A 24,449-nucleotide genomic window follows, 5' to 3' on the forward strand; every position below is an offset into this window, starting at 1 on the left:
CATTTGTTATAAGATAAGGGCATCTTGATGAAACAGGGAATATAATAGAGCAAAAAAGTTGGCGTAGCTGAATTTTAACTATTAGTCTATTGCGGATTTAAATTTCCGTCATTTAATATGACTTGGGAAGAAAATAAGAGAGAACGTAAGAGATTTCGAAAACAAAATAAAAAACATAAATCGAAAAGTAGGTAATGAAGGAAGACAGAAATAGAAACAGATTATATTTTTTTGTAAACGTTTTCTGCGAAGTGGATATATAAGTAAATTGAAATATTGATGAAAAGACGAAGTAAACGAATAGGAGAAAACATCACGATATCATGAAATGATCAAAGTATCTTTCGTATCAAATATGTAAGTAACGAACGAGGTGACAGTATGAAAAAGAAAAAGAAAGTTAAGGGAATGATTATTATGACGATAGTTGCGTCTTTATTAGGCGGATGTGGTTCATCTAAACCAGAAACTCTAAAAGGAACGAAAATAGAGTATGAAAGATTAGTAAAGGCGTTAGATGAAGGGGGTATGCAGACGGTAATGACTCCGAGTGATGATGGGTATGCGTATGTGCAAGAACAAGGTATATACAGTACGTATGAAGAAAAAGAAGATGGAGAACACAGTAAAATAATCTATCAAACTACAGAAGGTGTGTATAATACGAAAGATAAAAGTCTATATGGAGACACAACGCAAAGCATTGTTACTGATATAAATAATGAAAAGGAAGCATGGACAAATAAAAATTATAAAAAAGAAAATGTTTATAGTACAAATATTATGTATAAAAAGGGACAAGGGATAAGTTCGAATCAAAATCTAGATGTTTCAAATGTAAAATTAATTATAGATCGTTTACAAGGAATTGGAAAACTAAAACCTAAAGATGATAGACAAGGATATGATGAGCCAAAGAGAATTTATTACAGCTTAACAGAATCACAATTTCAAGAAATAATTAATAATAAACTGCAATTACAATATGATAAATTTAGAAATGCAACGATTAGTTTATATTTTACTCAAGCTAAAGATTATAAAGAAAATCCTATGGAAATAGATAACATAAACATAGTAATTAATTATGACAAAAAAAATGAAGAGGGGAAGATGTTATCACATATTCAACAAATAATAGTAAATTTTAGAGATAAAGAATACAATACTCAAAATGCGAAAACAAAGTACTTAGAGTATGAAAAAAGTTTTAATAGCAATAAATAAAATTGAAGGGGATGATAATGTATGGCGGATGGACAAGTCTTTCAATTATCCAATGCAGTGGGAAAGCTACAATTAGCGGGGAAGGATATTTATGATTTTGATCAGGGGAAGAAGCGCTACAGCGATAAATCGGTAGCGCAAGATAGATTACAAGAAAGATTCAATGCTACACTTGTAGATTCTCTGACGGATAAAGTCACTGGGCTTCAGTAGGTAAAATTAGCCATTTCCCTACTGGAGCAGAATTACTTTTAAATTCAGGACAAGAGATGGTTATAAAAAGTGCAAATGTTGATAGCGATGGAAAGATACATTTGATTTTAGATTTAATAAAGTAGGTGATAGAAATGGTTGGTAGAAGAATGATTGATAGATGGGAAGATGATAATAAGTCTTTTCTTAGTTTGAGCATTAAACAAAGAGTTTTCCCCACAATATATGGTGGGATTATTGGGGATCTTTTAGGTGTTCCAGTTGAATTTAAGCAAAGAGACACATTTTATATAGATGATGTGAGTGGATATGGAACCTATAACCAACCACCTGGAACGTGGTCAGATGATACCTCCTTGACTTTGTGTCTAATCGAAAATCTGCTAAAAGAAGAAAGCATAAGTATTTTAATGGATAAATTTATTAAGTATAAAAAGGAGGGATATTGGACTCCGTTTGGAAAAATGTTCGATATTGGAAGAGCTACAAATGATGCTATTATTCGTTTTGAAGAAGGATATTCACCAGAAAAATGTGGTGGAAAAGCTGAGTTCGACAATGGAAATGGTGCAATAATGAGAATAGCACCATTGGCTTTTATGCTATATAATGAGTTTGACTTTATAAAAAAAGTAGAAATGATAAAAAAATATACTGAAATTACTCATGCTCATCCTCGTGCTATAGTAGGTTCCGTTATTTATATTGAATGTTTGATAAGGCTTTACCATAATGATAATCCTCAAGAAGCATTAGAAGTAGTTAAAAGGCTATTTGATAAAAATTTTGATAAAGGTCATAAATACCAAGATGAATTGAAACATTATTCAAGGCTTTTTGAAAATGATTTTTTTAGTATACCTAGAAATGAAATCTTATCAGATGGATATATAGTGCATACTTTAGAGGCTGCCATTTGGTGTTTAGGAAATTCAACATCATTTAAAGAAGCGGTTTTAAGGGCAGTGAACTTGGGCGGAGATACAGACACGGTAGCTGCTATAACAGGTACATTAGCAGGAATGTATTATAAGATGGATGGAATTCCAGAAGAATGGTTAGAAAAAATCGTAAGAAAACAAGATATTGATGAATTGATAAAAAATTTCTATAAGTTTTGCGTGGATAAAGCGATTATAGAAGAATACGGTAGTCTCTAAAATAAAAAGAAGTAAGGAAAAAGCATTAAATAAGGATTTATAATCTAAATATTTAATGCTTTTTGTTTATTACGAGTTACCTTTTTAATTCTAAGAACCTATTAAAGCCCGAGGTAAGATATGCTGATAAAGTAAAACTTGTAGGATAAGTTTGAGACATATACGAAAGAACATCCAGAAGAGAACGTATCGTATACTACCTATCAAAAGGCAGTATTAAATGGCCGAGCATTCACCTATGATTCCATTAAAGATCAACAACAAAACAAAGAATTTTGGCGTGATATAGCGATACTAGGTACAACAATCGTACTAGCTGTTGCCACTCCGTTCTTTCCTCCAGCCGGTATTGCATTAGGTGCTCTTGTAATGAGTGTTGGTGCGATGGAAGTTTCCAGTGCAGCAACAGGAAAAGACTGGATGACAGAACGAAAACTCGATACATCTGAACGTTGGCTACGCGGTGTGTTATCATTCGCCGATCTATTTCCAGTCGCAAAAGGATTACATGCGTTTGGGAATGTCACAACAGGCTTAAAAGCAGGTGCTAGTACTACTACAATGTAAGCGTAAAGTAACTCCAAAAAATACAATAAAATTTAATGTTGGAATTACTTTATGTTTACCTATTGAAGCAGTATAGTTGAAGAAGAAAATTCCAAGAGTATTAGATGAAATGATAAAATTAAACAAAAAACTCGTATAAGGGTGGGAAAAACGATGAACATTCCTAAACAATTCATTAAACCGTTTCCTGCATATGAAGAAGTATTTTATGATAATTTGGAACAGCATAAGAAACACTTTTTGCCTATATGTTCTATCAACTTACAATGTATTGAACCAGAATGGAACCAATGGTTACATGTTGTATCAGCAAAGGAAATTCACGAAGGGTGCGTTGGTGATTTTACCCAACCGTTTCACACGAATTTTACGAAAGAAGATACGTTAGGTTTTGATGTCGTAGACGGAAAGTATAAATTTGAAGCAGATTGGAATTACTTTGAAATTGAGCAGAACCCTTCCGAGATTGTAGAGAAAGCCTATGTACATAATGAAAAAGACTACCAAATCCGTAAAGAATTTTTCCAACGTAATCAGAAGATTTATCCCTATTCTAGCTTCGGAAAAGAATTTACATCCGTAGAAGCAGTAGAAGCAGAGTTTGTCGAAAAGCAGACAAGTGGCTGGGGATTAGATTATCCCGAGGTAAATGAAATTCTGGATGATATACGTTTTATGACAGAAGAAGGCCAAGAATTATTGGAAGATTGCACTAGCGAAGACGAAATTTTTGACTATACCAATCTACTGTATGTGCCGAAAGATGAAGATGGTCATCTATTTACATATATCGGATTTACTACAGGCTATTTTTTTCAAGCTTATGGTGCGGATCGTATATACTTATTTTTCAATAAAGAATTAAGAAAAGCAGTAATTTGTTTTGAGTATACATAAAATACAAGAAGCAAGAGAAGCGGGAAAGAGCTGTCGGCAAGTATTTGATAGGTAAAGCTCTCAAAGAAAATACTAATTTCACCAATACTATTATTGAAGACAATAGAAAAACATAATTTTGAACAAAATTAACCATAGATTTTGATATACTTAACAAATATTTAACTAATTACATATACTAGAGTGCATTTTTGATGGGAAGTAAATATACGAAACTCAATGAACGTTATGGAGTTTTAAAATACCCAGTAACACTTACGGAAATGGTAGAGACTTCGAAGGGGTTGCCAAAGACCGAGCTTAAATTTTATGAATATGCTTTTGATGCGTTAAAGAAAACTATGAAGCAAGGAGAAAAGTATGGGCAAAAGAAAAGTTAAATATTAAATAATAATATAACTAATGTTTCATTAAAAAAATATTTTAGACTATAGAAAAAGGTATTAAACTGTTAAAAAATAGTTGTAGACTGAAAAGGTGTTTTCTATATGTGAAAACACCTTTTGTCACTATAATTCCCGTAAGTAGAAGTTATTTTTTTTATACTAAATCTTGATATAGAAACAATATATATGCCTTACCAACCCATTTCTGTTACTAAAGGTTCGAAAAATTTACCAGATATATCTTGTTTAGAATCTAAGAGCTAAAAATATATATTAGTAGCTACATCTCTTGGACTCATATCTGCATCATATGCGCCAGAGGTTGTTTGTAACTTTCCTGGATGAATAGCTGTAACTGAAATAGGAATATTCTCTAATTCTTGACTTAAACAGTGATAAGAGTTGGAGCAATTCTGTTAAACTACGGAATTTGCGATTCTCCCACATTTCATCATCCGAATACTCATGTGAATATGAATACTCCTTAATACTGTATGAATAAACCACATTACCTACTACATTGGACGCTGGTTTGTTTATTATCATGTCAATTTAACTCCCTCTTAGATATATAATTTAACCCTCATACAATTAATTCTAGCAAAAGTAGTCCCTACCCATTAGCTGATTTCAGCTACACCTCATCTTATTTATGATTGCTACAAAATACATAGTGAACTGTAAGCATTTCTTATATACTAAAGGCAGGATAAAGAGAAAGGGTGTTCATTATTGTTACATAGATATATTTCACAAATTCCTTGTCACAGAAAGCCCGAAAGGAGCTCTCATTCACTACAAAAATATATACCTTTATGTGCACGTTGTACTGGTATACTTTTAGGTTTTCTTTTGTTTCCGATTTATTTTTTGATCTCACCTACTTTTATTCTCGTATTAGCTTTATCTTTCTTTGCTCAAGTTCCATTGTTAATCGATGGGTTCACCCAAAAATGGGAATGGAGAAGCAGCACAAACGTACTAAGAGTTTCAACTGGATTTCTAAGTGGAAATGGCATGGCATTACTAATCTCATCAAGTATTAGTTGGATAATCTCTTAGAATCGTTTTATTTTAATAGTTGGAGGTATTTTATATGTTTTGGATCTACTCCCTTCTCATTGTCATATCCGGTGGCAGCGGTATCGGTTTTATCATTCATGAAAAATATGTAGAAGCTATAATAGCTTTTATTGTTTGCTTTATATTCATAGTATTATTACGTATTTATCTCAGAAGAAAGCCTCAAAAAAAACATTCAGGTGATGGTCCTTTAGACTGTGGCGATTGCTCAGACTTAGACTGCGATTGTAATGATTAATCCTTTGCTCAATTAGATTTTTATAATTTATAGGAGAATGTTTATGAACGAGAAAAAGATTATGGATGATGAATGGAATAGGAATTTTATTAGAGGGATTTTTATTAATAAATCAAGAATAATAAAATGTATAAATGTAATTTTAACAAAAGAAGAAGTTATTTTTGATGATGTTTGTATGATAGCTACTTACAGTACCTATGATGATTCTGAAAGATGTGAGATGGATGAAGTTGTATTAAGCATGGAATTTTCTGGTTATCCAGAAGAGATATCATGTTTAAAATATAAAGAGTTTTTTAAATTAATAGAGTATGGTTTAGAAGAGAAGATTTCTAGATTTGAGGAGTCAGAAAAAGAAGAAATCTTAAAAGAACTTGAAAAAGCAAGGAGTTTAATTGGATAGTTTTTAGTTTAGATTAAAATATTAAAGTTAGAAATTTCAATGCAAAAGTTTAATCAAATTAACTACAATATACTAAAAATTTGGGTTCAAATGTATAAATACTTTGAATTGAATATTTCTAGATAAATTAGAACTATTCAAACACTCCCTGCATAATTGTAATTAAGCAGGGAGTAGGGGAAAAGGGAGCAGAGTGATAGATAAAATTAAAAAGTGATTTTAAGCTGATGAAACTAAAAAATAGTTTTAAAATACTCTGCTACTTAATCACCTTTTGATCTAAATTAAAGATGTAATAAAAAAAATTTATATTATAAATAAGAATAGAACCAATGTTTTTAATGGAAGAAGCGTTGGCTCTATTTTTATGCAAAGAAATTGAGAGGAGTAATAACAATGTATCAAATAATTGAAGATTTCAAGATAAGTCTAATTGAGGATGGTAAGAGTCCTAAACCAATTGAAAGCTATCCTGATGACACTAAAGCTTTCATAGAATTTTTAGCAACTAAAGGAGTTGATTTCAATGATAATCTACAAAGATTCTACGTAACTACTCAATAATTGTGCAGAAGTTTGGAGCGCAAGAGATGCAATATTAAAAGACGTAAGATATGATAATTTTATGATTAGAACAGAAAACTTACCAGGTGGATTTGCTGAACCTTGTGATAATTGTAGTAGAACGTTTTCTGGATTCTATAACATTGATTACTAGGAGGAATGAAAATGGAAATATCAAATAAGACAATAGAAGAATTAAAAAAAGCGGGATGGTACGAGGGTAGAAAAATAGATATATCAGAAAATGTAAAGTTCCTTGAAGAAAGAGGATTTGAGGTTTTTGAAAGTGCAAAAAAATTTATGGAGGAGTTTGGAGAATTACGAATCAATGTTGAAAAGATTCGTTCAGATGGGTCTAAGAAAATATCTAAACATACCACTTGCATTAAGGAAGTGATAGGTGTGTTAGATAGTTCGTGTTTTGGTTTAGAAGATTTTATTGATGATAAAGTTATTCCTATAGGTTCACTCTATAATTTTGAGATAAATTTATACATATCAGAATCAGGAAGAATATTTGAATCAACAGGTTGGGCAGGAGAGAATGCTTTAGAAGCATTGGATAATATTATTCTTGAAAAAGGAACAATGATTTGGGATAAATTTAAAGGGTAATATTGTTTTCCCAATTCAAAATTATGTCCTAACCTACTGCATAATTGTAATTAAACAGTGAGTAGGGGGAAGAGTGGTAGATAAAATTAAAAAGTGATTTTAAGTTGATGAAACTAAAAAATAGTTTTAAAATATTCTGCTACTAAACCACTTGTTGCTCTAAATTAAAGATGTAATGAAAAGAAAAAATAATTTTATATTAGAACTAAGAATAGAACCAATGTTTCTAATTGAAGAAGCGTTGGCTCTATTTTTATGCAAAGAAATTGAGAGGAGTAATAACAATGTATCTGAATGTAGCAAGAAACATAGATACGATCCACACAAATATAAAAATAACTGCAGAAAATCTGAATTCAAAGCTGTAACGTAAGCGTCAAATATTCCCCACCTACAATTTGTAAATAACCCATGAGATAATCTCCTTACATACTACATGTGGAGGTTTTTTTATGAAAAGACACCTATTAAAGAAAGAATGGGAAACTTATATTCAAGACTATAAAAACAGTGGATTATCCAAAGTTGCCTGGTGTCAAAAACAGAACCTACCGGTTCATCGGCTATATTACTGGTTGAAAAAATTATCACCTGAAACTGAAGAGCAAAATAAAAATGAGCGTGTGAATTGGATTTCTATGAATGTCCCTGTCGTGGAAGAAAACATACATGCCACCATTCGAATTCACATTCAAGAAGCAACCATTGAATTAGATGTACCTTTTACTCCACAAGTGCTCCTACAAGTGATGCAAGCGGTGAAACAACAATGATATCAGAAATCGCAATTGAAAAAGTATATCTTGCACAAGGAGCAACAGATTTACGTAAATCAATTGATGGACTAGCGGCTGTTGTAAAAGAAGAATTTGAGTTAGACCCCTTTTCTTCTTGTTTATTTGTTTTTTGTAATCGCTCACGCGATAAACTTAAAATTCTTGTTTGGGAGCATAATGGTTTCTGGTTGCACTATCGCAGATTGGAAAAGGGAACGTTTTATTGGCCAACTGGGCATCCAAGTGTGCCACTTACCATATCAAGACGACAATTGAGATGGCTTCTTGATGGATTGGCATTTCAACAAAAACGAGGGCATCAAGCTGTACACGCGAGAACCATTCTATAAAAACCATATATATAAAAGGAATTTGAATGATTTTGTCGAATGGATTTACCTATGAAAACAACACTTTCACATTCAAACCAACCCACAATTGAATCACTTCAAGCTCAAGTAGAGGAACTCACGGCAAAAGTGAGATGGTATGAAGAACAGTTTCGTCTTAGTCAACAAAAACGGTTTGGTACGTCTAGCGAAAAAACACCTAATAATCAACTCGCTTTAGAACTGTTTAATGAGGCTGAGAAAGAAAGTGATTCTGAAACACCCGAACCAGCTGTTGAAACGATCACCTATCGTCGCAAAAAGAAACGCGGTCATAGGGATGAGTCTGTCCAAAACCTCACTGTTGAAACGGTTGAATATCGTTTACCGAATGAGGAACAGGTTTGTTCGTGCTGTGGTGGTGCTTTGCATGAGATGAGTATAGAAGTCCGTAAGGAACTGACGATTGTTCCTGTGGAAGTAAAGGTGACGGAACATAAGCGATATGTATACGCTTGTCGTAAATGTGAATTAGATGAGGTATCCACACCGATTGTAACAGCCAAGATGCCAGCTCCTGCCTTTCCTAAAAGTATCGCTTCCCCATCAATTATGGCGTATATTATGACACAAAAATATGTGAAAGGATTGCCTCTTTATCGTCAGGAAAAGCATTTTGAACAGATGGGGATCTTCTTATCACGACAAACGATGGGAAATTGGTTATTATATGGGGCTGATCGATGGTTAGCGGTTTTGTATGAAAGGATGCATGAATATCTACTTACTCGAACCATCCTTCATGCGGATGAAACAACCTTCCAAGTCTTACGTGAACCTGGTCGGGCCGCAGCAACCAAGTCCTATCTGTGGTTATACCGTACGGGGCGAGAGGATATCCCTATTGTTCTCTATGACTATCAGCCCACAAGAGCAGGGGAACATCCGAAGCGTTTTTTAACTGGTTTTCAAGGGTATTTACAAGTAGATGGATATAGTGGTTATCATCAAGTACCGGATGTCACTCTTGTGGGATGTTGGGCGCATGCCAGACGGAAGTTTGATGAAGCCTTAAAAGCTTTACCTGATTCACAGAAGGGGAAAAAAGTGAAGGCAAGTGATGAAGGTTTACACTTCTGTAATCAACTATATTCGATTGAAAGGAAGCTCAAACATGTCAACCCTACCGAGCGATATGAGCAGCGTCTAAAAAAAAGCAGGCCCATTCTGGACCTTTTTTCGGCATGGCTTCATGAACAGAAAGATCTTGTTTTGCCAAAAAGTGCTCTAGGAAAAGCTATCACTTATTGTTTGAATCAATGGAATCATCTTGAAGCTTTTTTATTAGACGGTCATTTAGAAATCGATAACAACAGAAGTGAACGTTCTATTAAACCGTTTGTAATTGGGAGAAAAAATTGGATGTTCTCAAATACACCGCGAGGTGCTAGAGGAAGTGCCATCATGTATAGTGTGGTTGAAACCGCAAAAGAGAATAATTTAAGTCCCTATCATTATCTTCTTTATTTGTTTGAAACACTCCCCAATATCGATTTAAACAATAAAGAAGAAATTGATAAAATCTTGCCGTGGTCAACGGATTTACCTTCTAGATGCAGAGTGCCGAAAAAAAGTGAAGTAAACAAAAAATAACTCCAAAATCAACTTTTATTGTATATTTTGGAGTTTCTTTACGTTTACGTTCCTGGTCCCATTTTTCGAATGATACCAACTCCAGTTCCTAGATCACTTGTTTTATGACCACCAGGGTCTTTCGTGAATTCTCCCATATTCTCCCCTCCTTTATTTAATATATAGATATTGTAGCTCACCTGTTTTATATCTGTAAATTTCCTTTTACAGAAATCAGCATAATCTGCTATAACTCCTTCATTTTGTATTTACAAATAAAAAAAGCACTCATAATGAGCGCCTTTTTTACATGTTATAACCAATCCATTTTTCTCCTAAAGATGTACTAATTAAGTACCATGCTTGTTTTACTGTAACAGTTAAATTCTCATAAATAACTATAAAAACAATATAATTTTTCTTGTGATCATCTTGATGGATATACCATCGTACCCACTTTCAGACAGCAAAATATTTCATCATATGGAATTATTGGTCATTTTTCACATCATCGCCTAAATCTTGCTGCATATCCTACTCCAAATTCATATATCTTGTCATGAATCTGCTTCCCATCGCTATTAAAATCACCAAATTGAGGAAGAATACCTTTTGGTTCTAATGGATTTTGTACTTTTAGGTAGGAGTAGGAAATTCGGAGCCAACTCACTTTTTTATTATAACCTTCCTCAATCCAACCAGCCTTTCCTTTTATACGAGGATTGGTCAAACGGACTAATTCTGGTGGTGCTTCAACATTTTCACCCAATCCAGCTTCAGTATACACACAAACAATTCGTCTATCATCTCTAGAATTAAGCCAATTTTTCCATGTTTTAACTGTGGTACTCCCTGGAGCAGGAACACCAATACTACCTGGGTTTCCAACTCCATCTATCACCCAGAGATTCTTCCAACATTGGTCACAATATTCATTAGGTCCACCCCATAAACTGGCTGGAAATTCTTTTATAGTTTTTTTGTTTTGTTTAAGACTTGGTATTGCATTACTTGAAGCGTGACCTGCAAGTTGCAGCACTGGTCCGACCGCTGCGCTATGACATAAGACAGTGGTCAGTGTTCTTTTTGGAAATCCGTTAGGACCTGCGTCAGGACGAATAACTTGTCCTATTTTTACGTCTGATCCTTGAAAACGAAGTCTTGTCAAACCTACCATATCTATGGTGAGTTGACGGCTCCATAAGAAGCGGAGGACTTCGGCTATTAACCGCCCTATCGCTTCTCGATGAGTAAACGGTTCACGTAAGATGCTCCCATCGCGAAGTACTGCAGGTGACAATGTAATCACAATAGGACCAAGACCTTCTTTCGTAAAAATGTCAGGTCGGGCGGCGTATAGTTGATAGACGATTTTATATTGTCCGAACGAACGGTTAGAGGTTAACTCTACATAAGATTGTCCGCAATCATGTAGAGCTATTTTACCTGTTTTATCATCGGTTTTTTTTCCTGGTCTAGTTGTGCATCCATAAGGGTATATTCCGGAAAAGGGCAACCCGTCATTTGGGTAATTCGGTGGATGAGTGTTCGGAGTTATTTGCACCACGACTGGTGGATTCATACCAGGATAACTATTTGGAGCCCAAACTCCGATTAGATGACGAAGGCTATCTTGGTGGTTGTCTGGGTCGCCATACTCCAGCATAAGCCAGTTCCCAAGATTGGAGAGTTGGATTTCTTGTGGATCCCAATGAAAACGATCCCAGCCAGCATTATTAGGGTCCTTAATAGCTGGGTTCTGAACTGTACGAATTTTTTCCTTTCGTTCAAGGCCTAAAGTTCGATATTGATTTCCTGAAACCAATACCCCTCCAGGATTGTATGGTACTTGAACCTGTAAATCTTCAGGCTTTATCACAATAGGTGCGAATCGGATCCGTCCTAATGCTACTTTTAAAACTACTATTCCATTTTCCTCGCTTAATAACCACGCTGGGTTGGTACATGCCCATCGTAAAGTAGTTACACCAAAAGTTATTATTCCTTTCTCTGCATAGTAATCAGGAGCCTTCGCATCTACTTCGACCTGGATAAATCCAGGTCGAAGATCATGCGTAACTGGTGTAATGGCATCCGGTTTTTCCTCAATCCATTCACTCCCTCGGCGGATAACTAATTTTACAGTTGCGTTAGGAATTAATTGACCTACTGCGTTGACAACTAAGATTTGAATTTTATTTGGATTCTCCAAATTCTTTTCCCCCAATGTCATAGATTGATGACGCAATTTAGTATTGTTTCGCTGTTCAATTTGAGTCACTTTGAAATAATAAATCAAAATGAAGATTGAATTTGTATAAGCCATTTCATCATGGTTAAAAGGGCAATGTCATAGAGGCATCGCCCTTTTCTCTTAAATTTGCTGACCAGTCTTAGGGTCGTAGCGAACAGGTACGGCAGCCACTTGGTCAGTTGGTAGGATCTCAATCCATTGGTCAAAGACCTCGTAGAGTTCGGCTGGCCGAAAGCCGCCAGCTAAGGGGTCAAAGCCGGTTTCGAAAACCTTTTCCGATTCCAAAGTCTTGGATACATCCGTGTTGGCCGCCTGAAGCTGCTCCGCGAGGATTTTCAGAACCTCACCAATCTTCTTTCCTTGGAAAATGGTAGGGTCTCCCGGTTGATACGGGTACGGAAGGTCAAGTGCGGCTTCGCCTTCAACTTTAGTAAGCCAGGCGAGAGCGGCCACCTCTTGTCCGGGCCGAATTGGAAGAATCGCCTTTACCCATGCAGAGTTGAGAAATTCATTTCGACGCTCATCGCCGTCCATTTGAATCAGCCACCCAAGCGAACTTCCCATCGGCGCAGGCTGTGTTTGCTCGGTGATGAGGTAGTCCACCCGCCATTCAGATGAAGGCGGCTCCTGCCCATTTACCACCTTGTACTCCTCTGCTCTGGAGAACCATCCCGCCACGGTTTGTCCAGTAAGAGGCAGCGGTTTAGTTCCTGCCGGCAGCTCTGCCTCCAAAGGTGGAACCGGATATCTGCCTACGCTGTTTTGAGTAGGTGGAGAAGAGGGTATCGGGTCAGGCCGCCAAAAATCAGGGGCAACGAAATAAAGCATCTCGTCCACATCAAAAAACTGTTGAATCTGCTCTGATTCCAGGAAAGGAAGCTGCTGAGGATTCTGCGGATAATGCCCAAGTTCCTCCAGCCTTCGGATAAGATTTCGAAACACGGATCGGCGCTCTTCACTGCGCAGGTCTTCGGGAGAACGAGTGCGCATTGAACTTACCAGCCGAAGTCGTTCGCGAACAGCCTTACCATAAGCTTCGTGCTGCAGCCGTGCAACCTCCTTCTTATAAGCAGTCTCCGCTTCAGCGTTGAGATCATTAACCTTCTTCTTGAGCGCTTCCGTCGGTTCGTAGAGCAAGACAATGTCAAGGGGTAAAGACTTCCTGCCTTGGAAATTGACGAAAGTTAGCTGCACCGTGATGGTGTTCTTCGATGGGTCGAGAGTCGGTTGCAGAAGATCCACTTGAGCGCCTTGACGGTCCACAGAAAAGACCTTGCTGAGCTGATAGTCCCGCGGAGGGGGCGGCAGCGGCTCCTCAAAGCAGAATTGGATGGTGTCGTCGATGCCAGGAAAAGATGGATTCACTCCGCGGCACGCATTTTGAGGATGTGGCGTATACGTTAGTTTGGCTTCCTCGTCTGTTCCTGGCTTAGGTTTAAACGGCACGTTAAAGCGGAAGGTCACTTGTTTGGGCTCCGGATCTGGCAACTTCTCGGGTTTCTTGATTGCGGTAAGGTCCGGACCTTCCACCACATGAACCATGTCCCCAAGCCCAAGGCCTTTACCTGGGTCGCCAATATACACCTGCCAACACAACCGTGTACCGACATGCTGCAGCTGCACGCCGACCTTGCGCATCTTACGTCTGAGTTCGTAGTTGACCAGATCGTCGGTTTTGTTCTGGAGGACATAGCGCCGGCTGGAGGTATCCGTAGTTTCAGTAACAGTTTTGAAACTGGTCCTGAAGTTTCGCTTGATTTCACTGGTAACTTTGGCAGTCTGTGTCCGAGTTTGTTTGTGCATTGCCTCCGAGGCCCGCTTTACGGTGTTTTGGGTACTAAAACTTGCACTCACATCAGCATGGTAGATCTTAGCGTTCACACCGCCGGTAGCGCTGACACCAAGTTTAGTATCGTTGGAGTTTTCCTCTTTGATTGCGTCTGCAACATCGTCCTGTTCTGTGAGGCTCTCCTCTGTCTTACGAGAAATTTCCTCTGACTGTTCGGCCAACTTTTCAACAAGCGTCCGTCGGGTACTAGTTTCGACCACCTCTACGGTGCCACCTGGGCTGACCCAGATATGACCCGCAGGTTTACCAAGGAAGGTATCAAACTCGAAAAAGTACTCCCGGAAAAGATTTACTAATCCCACTGGAGACAGTACACCGGTGGGAGCGGCCTCGTAGCGCTCCGCAAGTGTAGACAGGGCTTCATCACCCAGAGTACGGGCGCTTTCTCCATGAAACTGCTCGGGACTTAGCTTCCCTAATACAGACTCAGGATGCGATGCAGCAGTCGAAAGTGCTGATTGCAAGCTGAACCAGCCAGCTAGAGGCTGGTAGACGCCGAATAGTTCACTGGCATACGGAAGGGTGCCAGTGAAGTCATAAACGGGTCGGCCGGTGTGTACCGGGGCACCAGGAGCAGGAAGTGGCATGATTTGTTCATGGCTGGGCGTACCGTTCGGCACAGTAGAGAAGGGTACAGATACCCAATTTTCGCTGGGAGTGGATTTGTAAAGGAGCACTTTCCCAGAGGATGTCCGGGCCGGGGCAACAAACGCAATAGTTAGACTGCCGGTAGAACTCGCTGTACGCCCCACGTACTGAATGCCTAACTCTGGATTAGGTGTAACAAATGTTCCAGCCAGTTCGGACACGTCAGGGAAGAGGCTTGGATCTTGTACATTCAGTTTATCCGGCAGCGCGAGAGCCAACCGGAGCCCCGTCGGTATCTCTGATCCGGTACCCTCGATTTTGTATGACCAAATCTTGTATGAAGCACTAGCCCCTGGAGTTGGAATTGGCGAAGTGCCAACGAATGTGACTGAAAGCGCCATAAAAATTCCTCCTTACATATAGATAGAAATATTAAAATAGCTTTTCTATTTCGTTAATAAACTGCTCGTTAAACATAAAATTATTCTAAAAGACTGCTCCTTTCTTTTAGTAAAGAGATTACATGCTTTAGGGAGGTAATAAATTAGTTGGTTGCGGGACACTTAAATAAGTTAAGAGAATCACTGGCTATATATTGTCCAATTTAAATGAAAAAGTTGAGAACTCTTGTCTTTCAAATTTTCTCTTTCGTTTTACAAACCTAACTTCTTTTGCGAGCGTCTGCAGTGTATCCAATGTGAAATGTCGTTGTAATCTCGTGCTAATTTTATTTGTTCACAATACTCTATTGTATTTAATGAACAAAGACATGGTTCAAGATATAAAAAATAATGAATAAGATTACTATTTTTGTGTCAAGATACATTTTGATGTTTAAGAATATATGTTGAAAGGAAGGGATTTTGATGTCTAACAATAAGGAAGAAAAAATCCATACGTCAGATTCGTGCGTTAAGGGACTTGGTATTGCTTTAAAAGATGAGAGGGTTATAAAAGCGATTAATCATAAAATTAATCAGCGATATGTTTTCCGTGGTTATAAATGTGAAGGAATTACAATTCCAGAAGTAGTTAAAGTTCATCTTGATTTTGATTGTCAACCTGAAGAACCTTGTACTATTGAACCATCTTTATATGTAACAGTAAATTTAATCAAAGGATATGTTGAACATATAGAAGGTGAAAATACATAATTTTGATACTTGTAAAATTTGTGTGTTATGTAGTCCTTTGAGAAAAAAGGACCAGTTCCTTTACGAAAAATAATTCCCTACTTTTTAAATAAAAGTAGGGAATTATTCAATCTTAATAGACCTAGGGGACTGAATAAACTATTGTTGCGTATTCAAGAAACAATCCCTATTAGATATTATATCTGTGTTTTAATTCCATCCCATTCGTAGCTCTATTATCTATTTCTTTTATGTAATCATTTTTGCCTTCTATATACTTTTCAATATTCATCGGGAATTTTTTAGCCAACGTTTGTTTTAAATTGCTATATTGTTGTGCTTCTTTAGGATGAGCAATCATATAGTCTCTAAATGCTAGGTAACGTATTATTTCTTCGTTTCCTGTCTCGAAAACATGAATATGGTGGCTCCTATTATCTCCACCCTTGATAAAAAATCTTCTTCCCAATATTCCAAATTCACCTTTGCACTCATAACCAATTTGTTCCATACCATTTATAAATCCATCTCAAATCCCCTGTTACAGTAGGAATAAAATCATAGTTACTATCCCTATATAAGTTTTATCTTTATACTTTTAATATATATAAGATTTTAATAACCAATAAGAATATGCTAAAAAACGACAGCTATACAGTCAAAAAAAGGTTGCTCTGAAGTTTTATTTATACATAATTTGTTTTAAATTACTGATTAGTCACATGACCTTTGAAATTCTTTGCAAGACAGTTGGAGGGGTCATTCCTCTAGTACTTTCTAGTCTACAGTTCTCAACAGATTCTCCAATTCGTCCGTTTGAAGAAGACTAGCATGGGCCAGCGGATCAATCTGATAACTCCGACAGCATCTTTCACGTCGTATGTCCGCGGGTAGAACACCCACAGGCTCTTTAAGGAGCTACTACTGAAGGTTACTGGGCGACAAGGACATCAATCCTATTCTGATGCGTTAGCAGAAATGCAGACACATGGACATGCCGAGGCTTTTGTCGCTCGCAAAAGAACTTGTAGAAATACTACAAGTTCTTTTTATTTTTCATGCAAAATGAATGTAAACTTTTATATATTAGTTTACATTCATTTCCTTGATTTTATTGGCTTTATCGCAACTTACCCATTTTCCTCAAAAATGACTAGAAAAGTATACATTCAAAACACTGTAAATAAACAAGTTACGGGTACATACTACTAGTTCACATAAATCTCGTTATCGGCAATCAAAAACATTCGAATTCTATTATGTTGCCTTCAGGATTTAGCTCATGACTTGTAACTTTCTTAAATAGAGGTAATACCAGTACACCCACATATAAGGGATGATATAGGAGAAAAATGTCCAAATAATATTCCAGCCGTTACCATATACGATTTTCCCACTTAAAACTAATGTCATTTCAAGAAGAGTAGTAAATAGCGATATGAAAAAGACCATCAAGTAAGGTCTTTTGGTTTTCTTTATAAAGAATATCAAGTAACTTGCCAAAATCGGATAAAGTCCTATATTAAAAGGTAAGGCAGACAAGTTTTTTTGATCAAGGAAAGGAGCAATTCTCCAAAAACCACAATAAAAGCCGAATTCATTTACGACAAAAGCAACGACACAAAAAAATGAGCCAATCAGAGGTATAATTCTTCTCTCTTTTTTGTAAAGGTGAAGAATTCCAACAGCCCAAGGTAACACAAATGCAATTAGAATATTAAATAACATCTTGGCTCTACCTTCCTTTCCTTATAACCATCTTCACCTTACTCCTTATAATTTAAACTAAAAAAGTTTTCCAAACCAACGCAACATGATAATTACAATCAGCTGAGTTATGATTAAATTATAAGACTGCTTAACTCTTATTTTGTTTTCAAAAATACATCCCATATACAAATCTAGTTTACATAACCCCACTTATCAGTAGTCAATGTATCTAGAAATCTATAAAAATCCCTTCAGAAAATCTGAAGGGATTTTTCGGTTCTGTTGCAAAGTTACCCAAAACATAGAGAATCTAGGGTTGCATCGTTAAATGGTTATGCAACCATTAATAATTCCTGTAATTCGTTATACACCGAAAAGGCGGAGCCTATTTGAAGACTTCGCCTTTGTTTGTATAGGGCATGAATGGTTTCAATGCCTTTTATTGTACGAGAAGCATGCCGGAGAGTTTGAAATCCCGATGACCTAGCAAAACGACGTTTCACATGTCGGTGGTCTTGTTCTATACGATTATTCATATGTTTAACGGTACAATGAACGGTGCTTTTGTAAAAGCCTTTCTCCTTTAACTTTTTGAATGCACAAAGTAACGCTGGCGCCTTATCTGTTGTCAGAACCGTTGGTTCCCCAAAAGTTTTTACCAATCTTTTCATAAAGGCATATGCCGCCTGATTATCTCGCTTTTTACGAAGTTGAATATCAAGCGTATGGCCTTCTTTATCAATCGCACGATATAAATAACACCATTTTCCTTTGACTTTTATATAGGTTTCATCCAGTTTCCAAGATAAGTGTACGTTCTTCTTTTTCTTCTTCCATATTTGATAGATCAAGTTACCATATTCATGAACCCAGCGCATGATGGTTGTTGGGTGAACAGACACCCCACGTTCCTTCAGTATTTCAGTTACATCACGATAGCTTAAAGAAAAACGACAATAGTAGCCGACGGCTACTAAAATAATAGCTTGTTTGAATTGTTTTCCTTTAAAATATCCCATTTGTTACGCACCCGTTCATCTTTTTCCAAAGTGTACTTGAGTTTCGAAAACTTTGCAACAGAACCCACTAAGGACATTAAATACCTCAAAACGAAGACAAGGTTGGGAGCACATTGAAACAGTTCTATCTGAAAAGGTTGAAAAGTTATTTACACAAAAATATTGACGCTACCTATTTTTATGTTATTCTATGGAGTGGTATTTACATATTTAGAATGATAGATCAGGTCAGTTTTCGAAGAAGCAAAATGCTATTTTAATAGAAAGGGAGGGAATTTAGCACGAAGTATTTTATATATGATACGTGTTAAACAGATACTATGAAAAAAACAATCTATAAAGTTTTAGCTATGTCACTTGCATTGGAGGTATTTGCGGTTCCGACGTCCTCTTTTGCGGAGCAACTGAAACAAAAGGAACAAATAGAGTTACAGTCAATAGATGAACAAGCTTTGAAAAGCATTGAGGAACATATGAAAAACGAGGATGGACGAGGTGATAATGAAAGAGCAATTGTTGAAGATCCAGGGGAGTCTGAAGTTGGAAAAGCTTCTCTTATTCAAGGTAAATCTTCTCCAACATTGAAGCAAAGTATGATTAATGATGTTCCGTTTACGGAATGGATTGTTCCAAAAGGAAATCCGAATATTCGCCCTGGTTACTGGATGGAACCAAAGTATATTACCATTCATGAGACTGATAATACGAGTGTTGGTGCAGGTGCGAAAAGTCACGCGCAATATTTATATAATCAAGCAATAGGGAATACAGATCGAAGCGCATCCTGGCATTTCACAGTAGATGATAAAGAGATTTATCAATCTCTTCCGTTAAATGAAAATGGCTGGCATGCAGGAGATGGAACGAATGGTACAGGAAATAGACAATCTATTGCGATTGAAATCGCTGTAAACGAAGATGGAAACTATGATAAAGCTGTAGATAATGCTCGTAAATTAACAGCATATTTAATGAAGGAACTTAATATACCCTTGGATAATGTGAAAAAACACCAAAATTGGAGTGGGAAGAACTGTCCAAGAATTATGATTCAACGTGGGGCGTGGGGCGATTTCCTACAAGGGACGAAAGATTACTATGAAGCGGAGAATCCTCCTACGACTAGCGTGAATGAGAATCAAATCGTGAAATGGACGGATGGAAATTCTGTTTGGACACGTCCCTATGGGTTATCGGGTGCTAGTTATATAGGATCTACTAATAATTATGTTGGGAAAAATATTAAGTTGGTTCAGCAAATGACTTTGAAGCAAGTTACATGGTATCAATTCAGCATAAATGATCAAGTAGTCGGCTGGCTGGATAGCCGAGCATTAAGTGATTTAAAGGATATCCAAATGATTAATCAGAACGTTGTGATGGGAGCGACGGCAGTTAATGGTATATGGTCAATACCGTACGGTGTACCGGGTGCAAATTATATAGGCTCATCGGACCTTTACGCTTATAGTGATATTAAATTAGTGGAAAGTGCTATCAATGGAAGTGTGAAGTGGTATAAATTCAGTGTAGATGGAAAGGTAATCGGTTGGATCGATCAGAAAGCATTAGACAATGCTGGGGAAGCGAAAAATGCCAATTTTAAGGTTATAATCGAAAAAACCAATAATAATGGTATATGGACTACACCTTATGGGATTACAGGTGCTCGGTATCTAGGGAGTACCAATGATTATGCCTACCAAACGGTACAGGTAGTGAAGACTGTCAAAAGAGGAAATACAACCTGGTATCAAGTGGAGAAAGATGGCAAACTATTAGGTTGGATTGATGGGGAGAAAGCAGTTTCAGATTCAATTGTCCTAATTGGAGATACGGATGGCCATGGAGTATGGAGTGTACCTTTTGGTGAAAATGGTGCATCTTACGTTGGTTCCGCAAGTAATTATGATAAGAAACCGATTCAGATTATCCGTAGTTTAGATAAAGATGGCGTACATTGGTATTATTTTGAAGTAGATGGTCATGAAAAAGGATGGATTGATGCACGAGCGATATCGAATGCAACGAATATTCAATCTTTAAATAAAGTTGGACACGTGAGCAATCCAAAGGGACATACAGTATGGACGAAGCCTTACGGCATGCAGCATGCTGAATATGTTGGTTCTGCAGAAGATTTTTCTCGTAGTAATTTGAATTTGTTATATTCTGCAACTTATAACGGAGTTACATGGTATCAAATTGAACAAAACGGTCGCGTGGGTTGGATTGATAGCCGAGCTGTTAGTCTTGGATAAGGCGTATTTGAGAAAAAATGATTTTCATTGATTTAGGGCATCAAAAGAAAGGTGATTTATCTAAAGAGCCGGTATCACCATCTTCTAATTAAACAAAATATAAGGTTACATATGGGGCAACTGGTGTTGCGACAAAGAAACGAGAATATCAATTAACCTTAGAAGCGAGTTTTGTTTTAAAAGAAGAATTAAAAAAACGTGGGTTCCATGTCATGATGAGTCGTACAACAAATGATGTAAATATCAGTAATATCCAACGTACTGAAAAAGCAAATAATGCGAATGCAAGTTTAACAGTTCGTGTGCATGCGGATGGTAACGACAGTCCAAATTCAAGAGGATTTTCGATTTTAACACCGGCAAATACGAACAATACGAAATCTATCTATCAAGATAGTTTGCGAGCCTCGCAGACTATTATAAATACAGTTAAATCTAATGGAATACGTATTCATGGAAGTGGGATGTATAAACGGTTCTGGTGCAAAAATTTCAAGAAAATTGTAATTCAATCTCTAAATCTTGGACATACTGATACTATTACTCTCACAAAGGTGTGTGATCGGTATGGAAAAGGAAATTTTGTTCAAGTGGAAACATTATCAATCTGACATTATTTTGTTAACAGTGAGATGGTACCTGCGGTACAACCTAAGCTTTCGTAATTTAGTGGAGATGATGGAAGAACGAGGCTTATCGATAGCTCACACAACGATTATGCGTTGGGTTCATCAATATGGACCAGAATTAGATACACGAATTCGCAAATACTTGAAGCAAACTAATGATTCCTGGAGAGTCGATGAAACGTATATCAAAGTAAAAGGTAAATGGATATATCTGTATCGTGCAGTGGATTCCGAAGGAAACACGATTGATTTTTATCTCAGTAAAACAAGAGACAACAAGGCTGCAAAGCGATTCTTCAAGAAAGCTTTGCGGTCTTTTCACGTTTCTAAGCCTCGTGTCATAACAGTCGATAAGAATCCTGCTTATCCAATAGCAATAGAAGAGTTAAAGGAAGAGAAAAAGATGCCAGCAGGCATCTAAATCAGACAAGTGAAATATCTAAATAATATAGTCGAGCAAGATCATCGATTTATTAAAAAGCGAGTTCGTTCTATGTTAGGATTAAAATCTTTTTACACAGCAAAGTCCATTATTTCTGGAATAGAAGCGATGCATATGGTGAAAAAACAGCAACTTATTTTACGGGATAAGTCTGTTCAAAATCAGAAAGAATTCATCCATAAATTATTTGGAATTATTGCGTAAACCTTGATTCCGTTAGGAATCTGTATGAGTTTTTCAAGAAGATAGCATATTTGCACCAGAACCCTATATTTGTCCAATAGACCAACTACTTGCATAAGAGTTCCCTGACTAACCTGTTCTTTAGGTACCGCCAGCACTTTGGAAAAAAACCACGTTAAGCAAATTTCAACATGAACTGATATGAATTTTGTCCCGTTAAGAATATTTTTAATACAACACAACATCATTTGTGTTGCATTAGAAAAGTAAAAAAGATCTATTTATTGCTCTAACGCAACACAATTTAAAATCTCTTAGCGGGGGGAATTTTCAAAATGCTGGCGATGCCCCTCTTCATAGATACATTCCTCTTCTTTGCGCTAACGCTGTAACCAGTAGAAGCTTGGGACGTACCTGTAGAAAATAACCAGTTACTTGAGAAAAAAACGGAACAGTTTCTTGAGAACTTGAATTTGAAGAGTGGGCAGAACGTACTTATAGAGAGGATTACACAAGCCAAAGTTTTAGTAGATAAAGAGGAACAGTTTACCAATGGGAGAAAAATAAGTTGAAACCGAATATTAGGTATAAAACAGGAGAGTTTGACTATTTTTATGAAACAGATAAGTTACCATTAACTAAAAGAAGTGACAGATTATCACATAGCAAAAATACACCAGGAAAAATAAAGGGAGAAGATAATGCAGGGCACTTAGCAGGTGATAGATTTGGTGGTTCACCTAAGATAGATAATTTAGTTTCTCAATTAGAGAAAGTTAACAAAAGCGAATATAAGAAAATAGAAAATCAATGGGCTACAGCGTTAGAAGAAGGGAAACAAGTTAAAGTAAATGTTGAAATTAAATATGATGGAGATAATTTACGACCATCAGAATCTTATATAGAATACGAAATAGATGGAAAATATTTTGAGCGTGATATTTTAAATTCAAAAGGAGATTCATATGAATAAAGTATTTGAAGATTATTTTAGTGAATTACAGGCAGATATGGTTTCTATATGTTTAGAATATGTAGAGAATAGAGCAAATAAAATATATATTTATTGCTCTTTTGAAGATAATGTTATAGCAAGTGACTATTTCTATAATATAAATGGAGAAATAGTAGAACGCCATAAAATAAATGACATTATAAGTAGTAATGAAGAAAAATATGATACCTCTATAGAACGACAAAAAGGTGTTGTTAGAATATTAAATAGTGACATAAAGAATATGATTAGCCTATGTAAAGAATATAAAAGAGAAATGCCAACAGAAATAAAATTAGTATATGATGTATTAAAAAATAGCTTGAAAGCAGAATACAAATATGATTTGGTATATTCTAATGACCCAATTAAAGAAGCAGATGATATAGCTATGGAATGGTTTAATACAATAAATGCAGAAAATGGAAAGTGATAATATCCTATTGTTTTTGTAACCGCTAAATAAGATTGGGCACTTTACTGCTTGATAAGGCTGAACACTTTTTTCCAGTTCAAAGCATCCGCTTTACATGGAGAGGCTACATGTAAAGTGATCCTAGTTGTGCACAAATTTTTAGAAAGATGTTTACTCTTATTTAGCAAAAAGTGTTCATTTCTGTCAGACGGTCACAGTTTTAATAAGGGGGTCTCTTTTTTACTTGAAATATTATATTGTAATTTTGTTAATATCACGATGATGTACTAGAAGGAAGATTTCTGTTTCAGAATCATAGAAGATTAATGGAGTAGAACCTTTAAGTCAAGTGCCAATCAAATAGGAGATATGACAATGAGTTCAAGTAAGTTAGTTATAGATAAATTAGAAAAACTTTTTAGTGAATTGAGTGTAATATTAGAGGAAAATAGTAAAGGTGATATAGATTATCAGATATCTGAAGTTAGATATGTAATTAATATTTTAAATGAATGCCAAAATAATAATTATATTGATTCTGATGACGTTATAAAGGAAATAAAATTAATTCATAATAATTTGTATCCACCAAGAGGAGGATTATCTGATTTCTTTATATGGAAGGCAGATTTTAATGAACGTGTTAAAGCGAATGAATCTTTAGAAAGAATTGGGGATGCATTGTGGGGAATGTTAAAATAATTAATTATAAAGGAATAGAAAATAATTAGTCGCTTAAAAACTGCAGATAATCATCTAAAGAAATTTCTAATGAGAATTGTTACGGAAAGTATGAGAAATCTTACGGGAATTCTTCAGATGATGAATAGATATTTTTGATGAAACTCTAGTGGATGCAAATAATGTATCTGTTGGAGT

General features: G+C 36.2%; 23 protein-coding genes and 4 pseudogenes. 22 read left to right on the forward strand and 5 right to left on the reverse strand.

Going from position 1 to position 24,449, the window contains the following annotated elements; translation table 11 throughout:
• Window positions 1-381 precede the first annotated feature (381 nt).
• The 14 genes and pseudogenes from QUF99_RS13795 (at window position 382) to tnpC (ending at window position 10,114) form a co-directional block, all read left to right on the forward strand.
• Window positions 382-1,227, forward strand: coding sequence for a DUF3952 domain-containing protein (locus QUF99_RS13795; protein ID WP_289370768.1), 846 nt, complete (start codon window positions 382-384; stop codon window positions 1,225-1,227).
• A gap of 21 nt (window positions 1,228-1,248) precedes the next feature.
• A complete protein-coding gene (locus QUF99_RS13800; RefSeq protein WP_289370770.1) occupies window positions 1,249-1,440 on the forward strand; it encodes a hypothetical protein in 192 nt (63 codons plus the stop codon).
• Between the two features lie 134 nt (window positions 1,441-1,574).
• On the forward strand, window positions 1,575-2,600 hold the full coding sequence (locus QUF99_RS13805; protein WP_289370772.1) for an ADP-ribosylglycohydrolase family protein: 1,026 nt from the start codon (window positions 1,575-1,577) through the stop codon (window positions 2,598-2,600).
• A gap of 369 nt (window positions 2,601-2,969) precedes the next feature.
• Complete coding sequence (locus tag QUF99_RS13810; protein ID WP_289370774.1) at window positions 2,970-3,167, forward strand: pre-toxin TG domain-containing protein; 198 nt, start codon at window positions 2,970-2,972, stop codon at window positions 3,165-3,167.
• 153 nt (window positions 3,168-3,320) lie between these two features.
• The gene (locus QUF99_RS13815; protein WP_289370775.1) at window positions 3,321-4,064 is read left to right on the forward strand and encodes a siderophore biosynthesis protein; all 744 of its coding nucleotides are present in this window, start codon (window positions 3,321-3,323) and stop codon (window positions 4,062-4,064) included.
• Window positions 4,065-4,255: 191 nt separating this feature from the next.
• Window positions 4,256-4,420: pseudogene (locus QUF99_RS13820) on the forward strand (PH domain-containing protein); the annotation flags it as partial.
• 777 nt (window positions 4,421-5,197) lie between these two features.
• Window positions 5,198-5,512, forward strand: a complete 315-nt coding sequence (locus tag QUF99_RS13825) for a DUF2085 domain-containing protein (protein WP_483298629.1) — start codon at window positions 5,198-5,200, stop codon at window positions 5,510-5,512.
• 34 nt (window positions 5,513-5,546) lie between these two features.
• Complete coding sequence (locus QUF99_RS13830) at window positions 5,547-5,771, forward strand: hypothetical protein (protein ID WP_289370777.1); 225 nt, start codon at window positions 5,547-5,549, stop codon at window positions 5,769-5,771.
• Between the two features lie 43 nt (window positions 5,772-5,814).
• Complete coding sequence (locus tag QUF99_RS13835) at window positions 5,815-6,177, forward strand: hypothetical protein (protein ID WP_289370778.1); 363 nt, start codon at window positions 5,815-5,817, stop codon at window positions 6,175-6,177.
• A gap of 396 nt (window positions 6,178-6,573) precedes the next feature.
• Window positions 6,574-6,741, forward strand: coding sequence for a hypothetical protein (locus QUF99_RS13840; protein WP_289370779.1), 168 nt, complete (start codon window positions 6,574-6,576; stop codon window positions 6,739-6,741).
• Window positions 6,742-6,906: 165 nt separating this feature from the next.
• Entirely contained in the window at window positions 6,907-7,356 is a 450-nt protein-coding gene (locus QUF99_RS13845) for an SUKH-3 domain-containing protein (RefSeq protein ID WP_289370780.1), read from the forward strand.
• 452 nt (window positions 7,357-7,808) lie between these two features.
• Entirely contained in the window at window positions 7,809-8,129 is a 321-nt protein-coding gene (gene tnpA / locus QUF99_RS13850) for an IS66 family insertion sequence element accessory protein TnpA (RefSeq protein WP_289370781.1), read from the forward strand.
• Window positions 8,126-8,482, forward strand: a complete 357-nt coding sequence (tnpB, locus tag QUF99_RS13855) for an IS66 family insertion sequence element accessory protein TnpB (protein ID WP_289370783.1) — start codon at window positions 8,126-8,128, stop codon at window positions 8,480-8,482. The genes tnpA and tnpB overlap by 4 nt, the downstream gene beginning before the upstream one ends.
• 39 nt (window positions 8,483-8,521) lie before the next feature.
• Window positions 8,522-10,114, forward strand: a complete 1,593-nt coding sequence (gene tnpC, locus QUF99_RS13860; RefSeq protein ID WP_289370784.1) for an IS66 family transposase — start codon at window positions 8,522-8,524, stop codon at window positions 10,112-10,114.
• Window positions 10,115-10,601: 487 nt separating this feature from the next.
• On the opposite strand, the gene QUF99_RS13865 is transcribed toward tnpC, so the two are convergent.
• The gene (locus QUF99_RS13865; protein ID WP_289370786.1) at window positions 10,602-12,419 is read right to left on the reverse strand and encodes a hypothetical protein; all 1,818 of its coding nucleotides are present in this window, start codon (window positions 12,417-12,419) and stop codon (window positions 10,602-10,604) included.
• Between the two features lie 48 nt (window positions 12,420-12,467).
• Complete coding sequence (locus tag QUF99_RS13870; RefSeq protein WP_289370787.1) at window positions 12,468-15,185, reverse strand: hypothetical protein; 2,718 nt, start codon at window positions 15,183-15,185, stop codon at window positions 12,468-12,470.
• Window positions 15,186-15,650: 465 nt separating this feature from the next.
• Here QUF99_RS13870 and QUF99_RS13875 point away from each other — a divergent pair, with 465 nt between their 5' ends.
• Complete coding sequence (locus QUF99_RS13875; RefSeq protein ID WP_289370789.1) at window positions 15,651-15,938, forward strand: hypothetical protein; 288 nt, start codon at window positions 15,651-15,653, stop codon at window positions 15,936-15,938.
• A 169-nt stretch (window positions 15,939-16,107) separates the two neighbouring features.
• Here QUF99_RS13875 and QUF99_RS13880 read toward each other — a convergent pair whose 3' ends face one another.
• From QUF99_RS13880 to QUF99_RS13890, 3 genes are all read right to left on the reverse strand, one after another.
• Window positions 16,108-16,428 carry a GrpB family protein gene (locus QUF99_RS13880; RefSeq protein ID WP_289370790.1) on the reverse strand — a complete coding sequence of 107 codons (321 nt, stop codon included), beginning with the start codon at window positions 16,426-16,428 and terminating at the stop codon, window positions 16,108-16,110.
• A gap of 764 nt (window positions 16,429-17,192) precedes the next feature.
• A complete protein-coding gene (locus tag QUF99_RS13885; RefSeq protein WP_289370792.1) occupies window positions 17,193-17,645 on the reverse strand; it encodes a CBO0543 family protein in 453 nt (150 codons plus the stop codon).
• A 314-nt stretch (window positions 17,646-17,959) separates the two neighbouring features.
• A complete protein-coding gene (locus QUF99_RS13890; protein ID WP_289368069.1) occupies window positions 17,960-18,646 on the reverse strand; it encodes an IS6 family transposase in 687 nt (228 codons plus the stop codon).
• Between the two features lie 320 nt (window positions 18,647-18,966).
• On the opposite strand from QUF99_RS13890, the pseudogene QUF99_RS13895 reads away from it, so the two are divergent.
• The 7 genes and pseudogenes from QUF99_RS13895 to QUF99_RS13925 form a co-directional block, all read left to right on the forward strand.
• Window positions 18,967-19,974, forward strand: a pseudogene (locus tag QUF99_RS13895) (N-acetylmuramoyl-L-alanine amidase); the annotation flags it as partial.
• Window positions 19,975-20,025: 51 nt separating this feature from the next.
• Window positions 20,026-20,907 carry a GW domain-containing glycosaminoglycan-binding protein gene (locus tag QUF99_RS13900; protein WP_483298630.1) on the forward strand — a complete coding sequence of 294 codons (882 nt, stop codon included), beginning with the start codon at window positions 20,026-20,028 and terminating at the stop codon, window positions 20,905-20,907.
• 122 nt (window positions 20,908-21,029) lie between these two features.
• Window positions 21,030-21,518: pseudogene (locus QUF99_RS13905) on the forward strand (N-acetylmuramoyl-L-alanine amidase family protein); the annotation flags it as partial.
• Window positions 21,475-22,182 (forward strand): annotated as a pseudogene (locus QUF99_RS13910) (IS6 family transposase). The pseudogenes QUF99_RS13905 and QUF99_RS13910, both read left to right, overlap by 44 nt.
• A 547-nt stretch (window positions 22,183-22,729) precedes the next feature.
• On the forward strand, window positions 22,730-23,134 hold the full coding sequence (locus QUF99_RS13915) for a DNA/RNA non-specific endonuclease (RefSeq protein ID WP_289370794.1): 405 nt from the start codon (window positions 22,730-22,732) through the stop codon (window positions 23,132-23,134).
• Window positions 23,127-23,588 (forward strand): DUF600 domain-containing protein, encoded by a 462-nt coding sequence (locus tag QUF99_RS13920; protein WP_289370796.1) that lies wholly within the window; start codon window positions 23,127-23,129, stop codon window positions 23,586-23,588. The genes QUF99_RS13915 and QUF99_RS13920 overlap by 8 nt, the downstream gene beginning before the upstream one ends.
• Window positions 23,589-23,945: 357 nt before the next feature.
• Complete coding sequence (locus QUF99_RS13925; RefSeq protein ID WP_289370798.1) at window positions 23,946-24,272, forward strand: hypothetical protein; 327 nt, start codon at window positions 23,946-23,948, stop codon at window positions 24,270-24,272.
• Window positions 24,273-24,449: the final 177 nt, after the last annotated feature.

Source organism: Bacillus sp. DX4.1 (genome assembly GCF_030348195.1).
In the GTDB taxonomy this organism is placed as follows: Bacteria; Bacillota; Bacilli; order Bacillales; family Bacillaceae_G; genus Bacillus_A.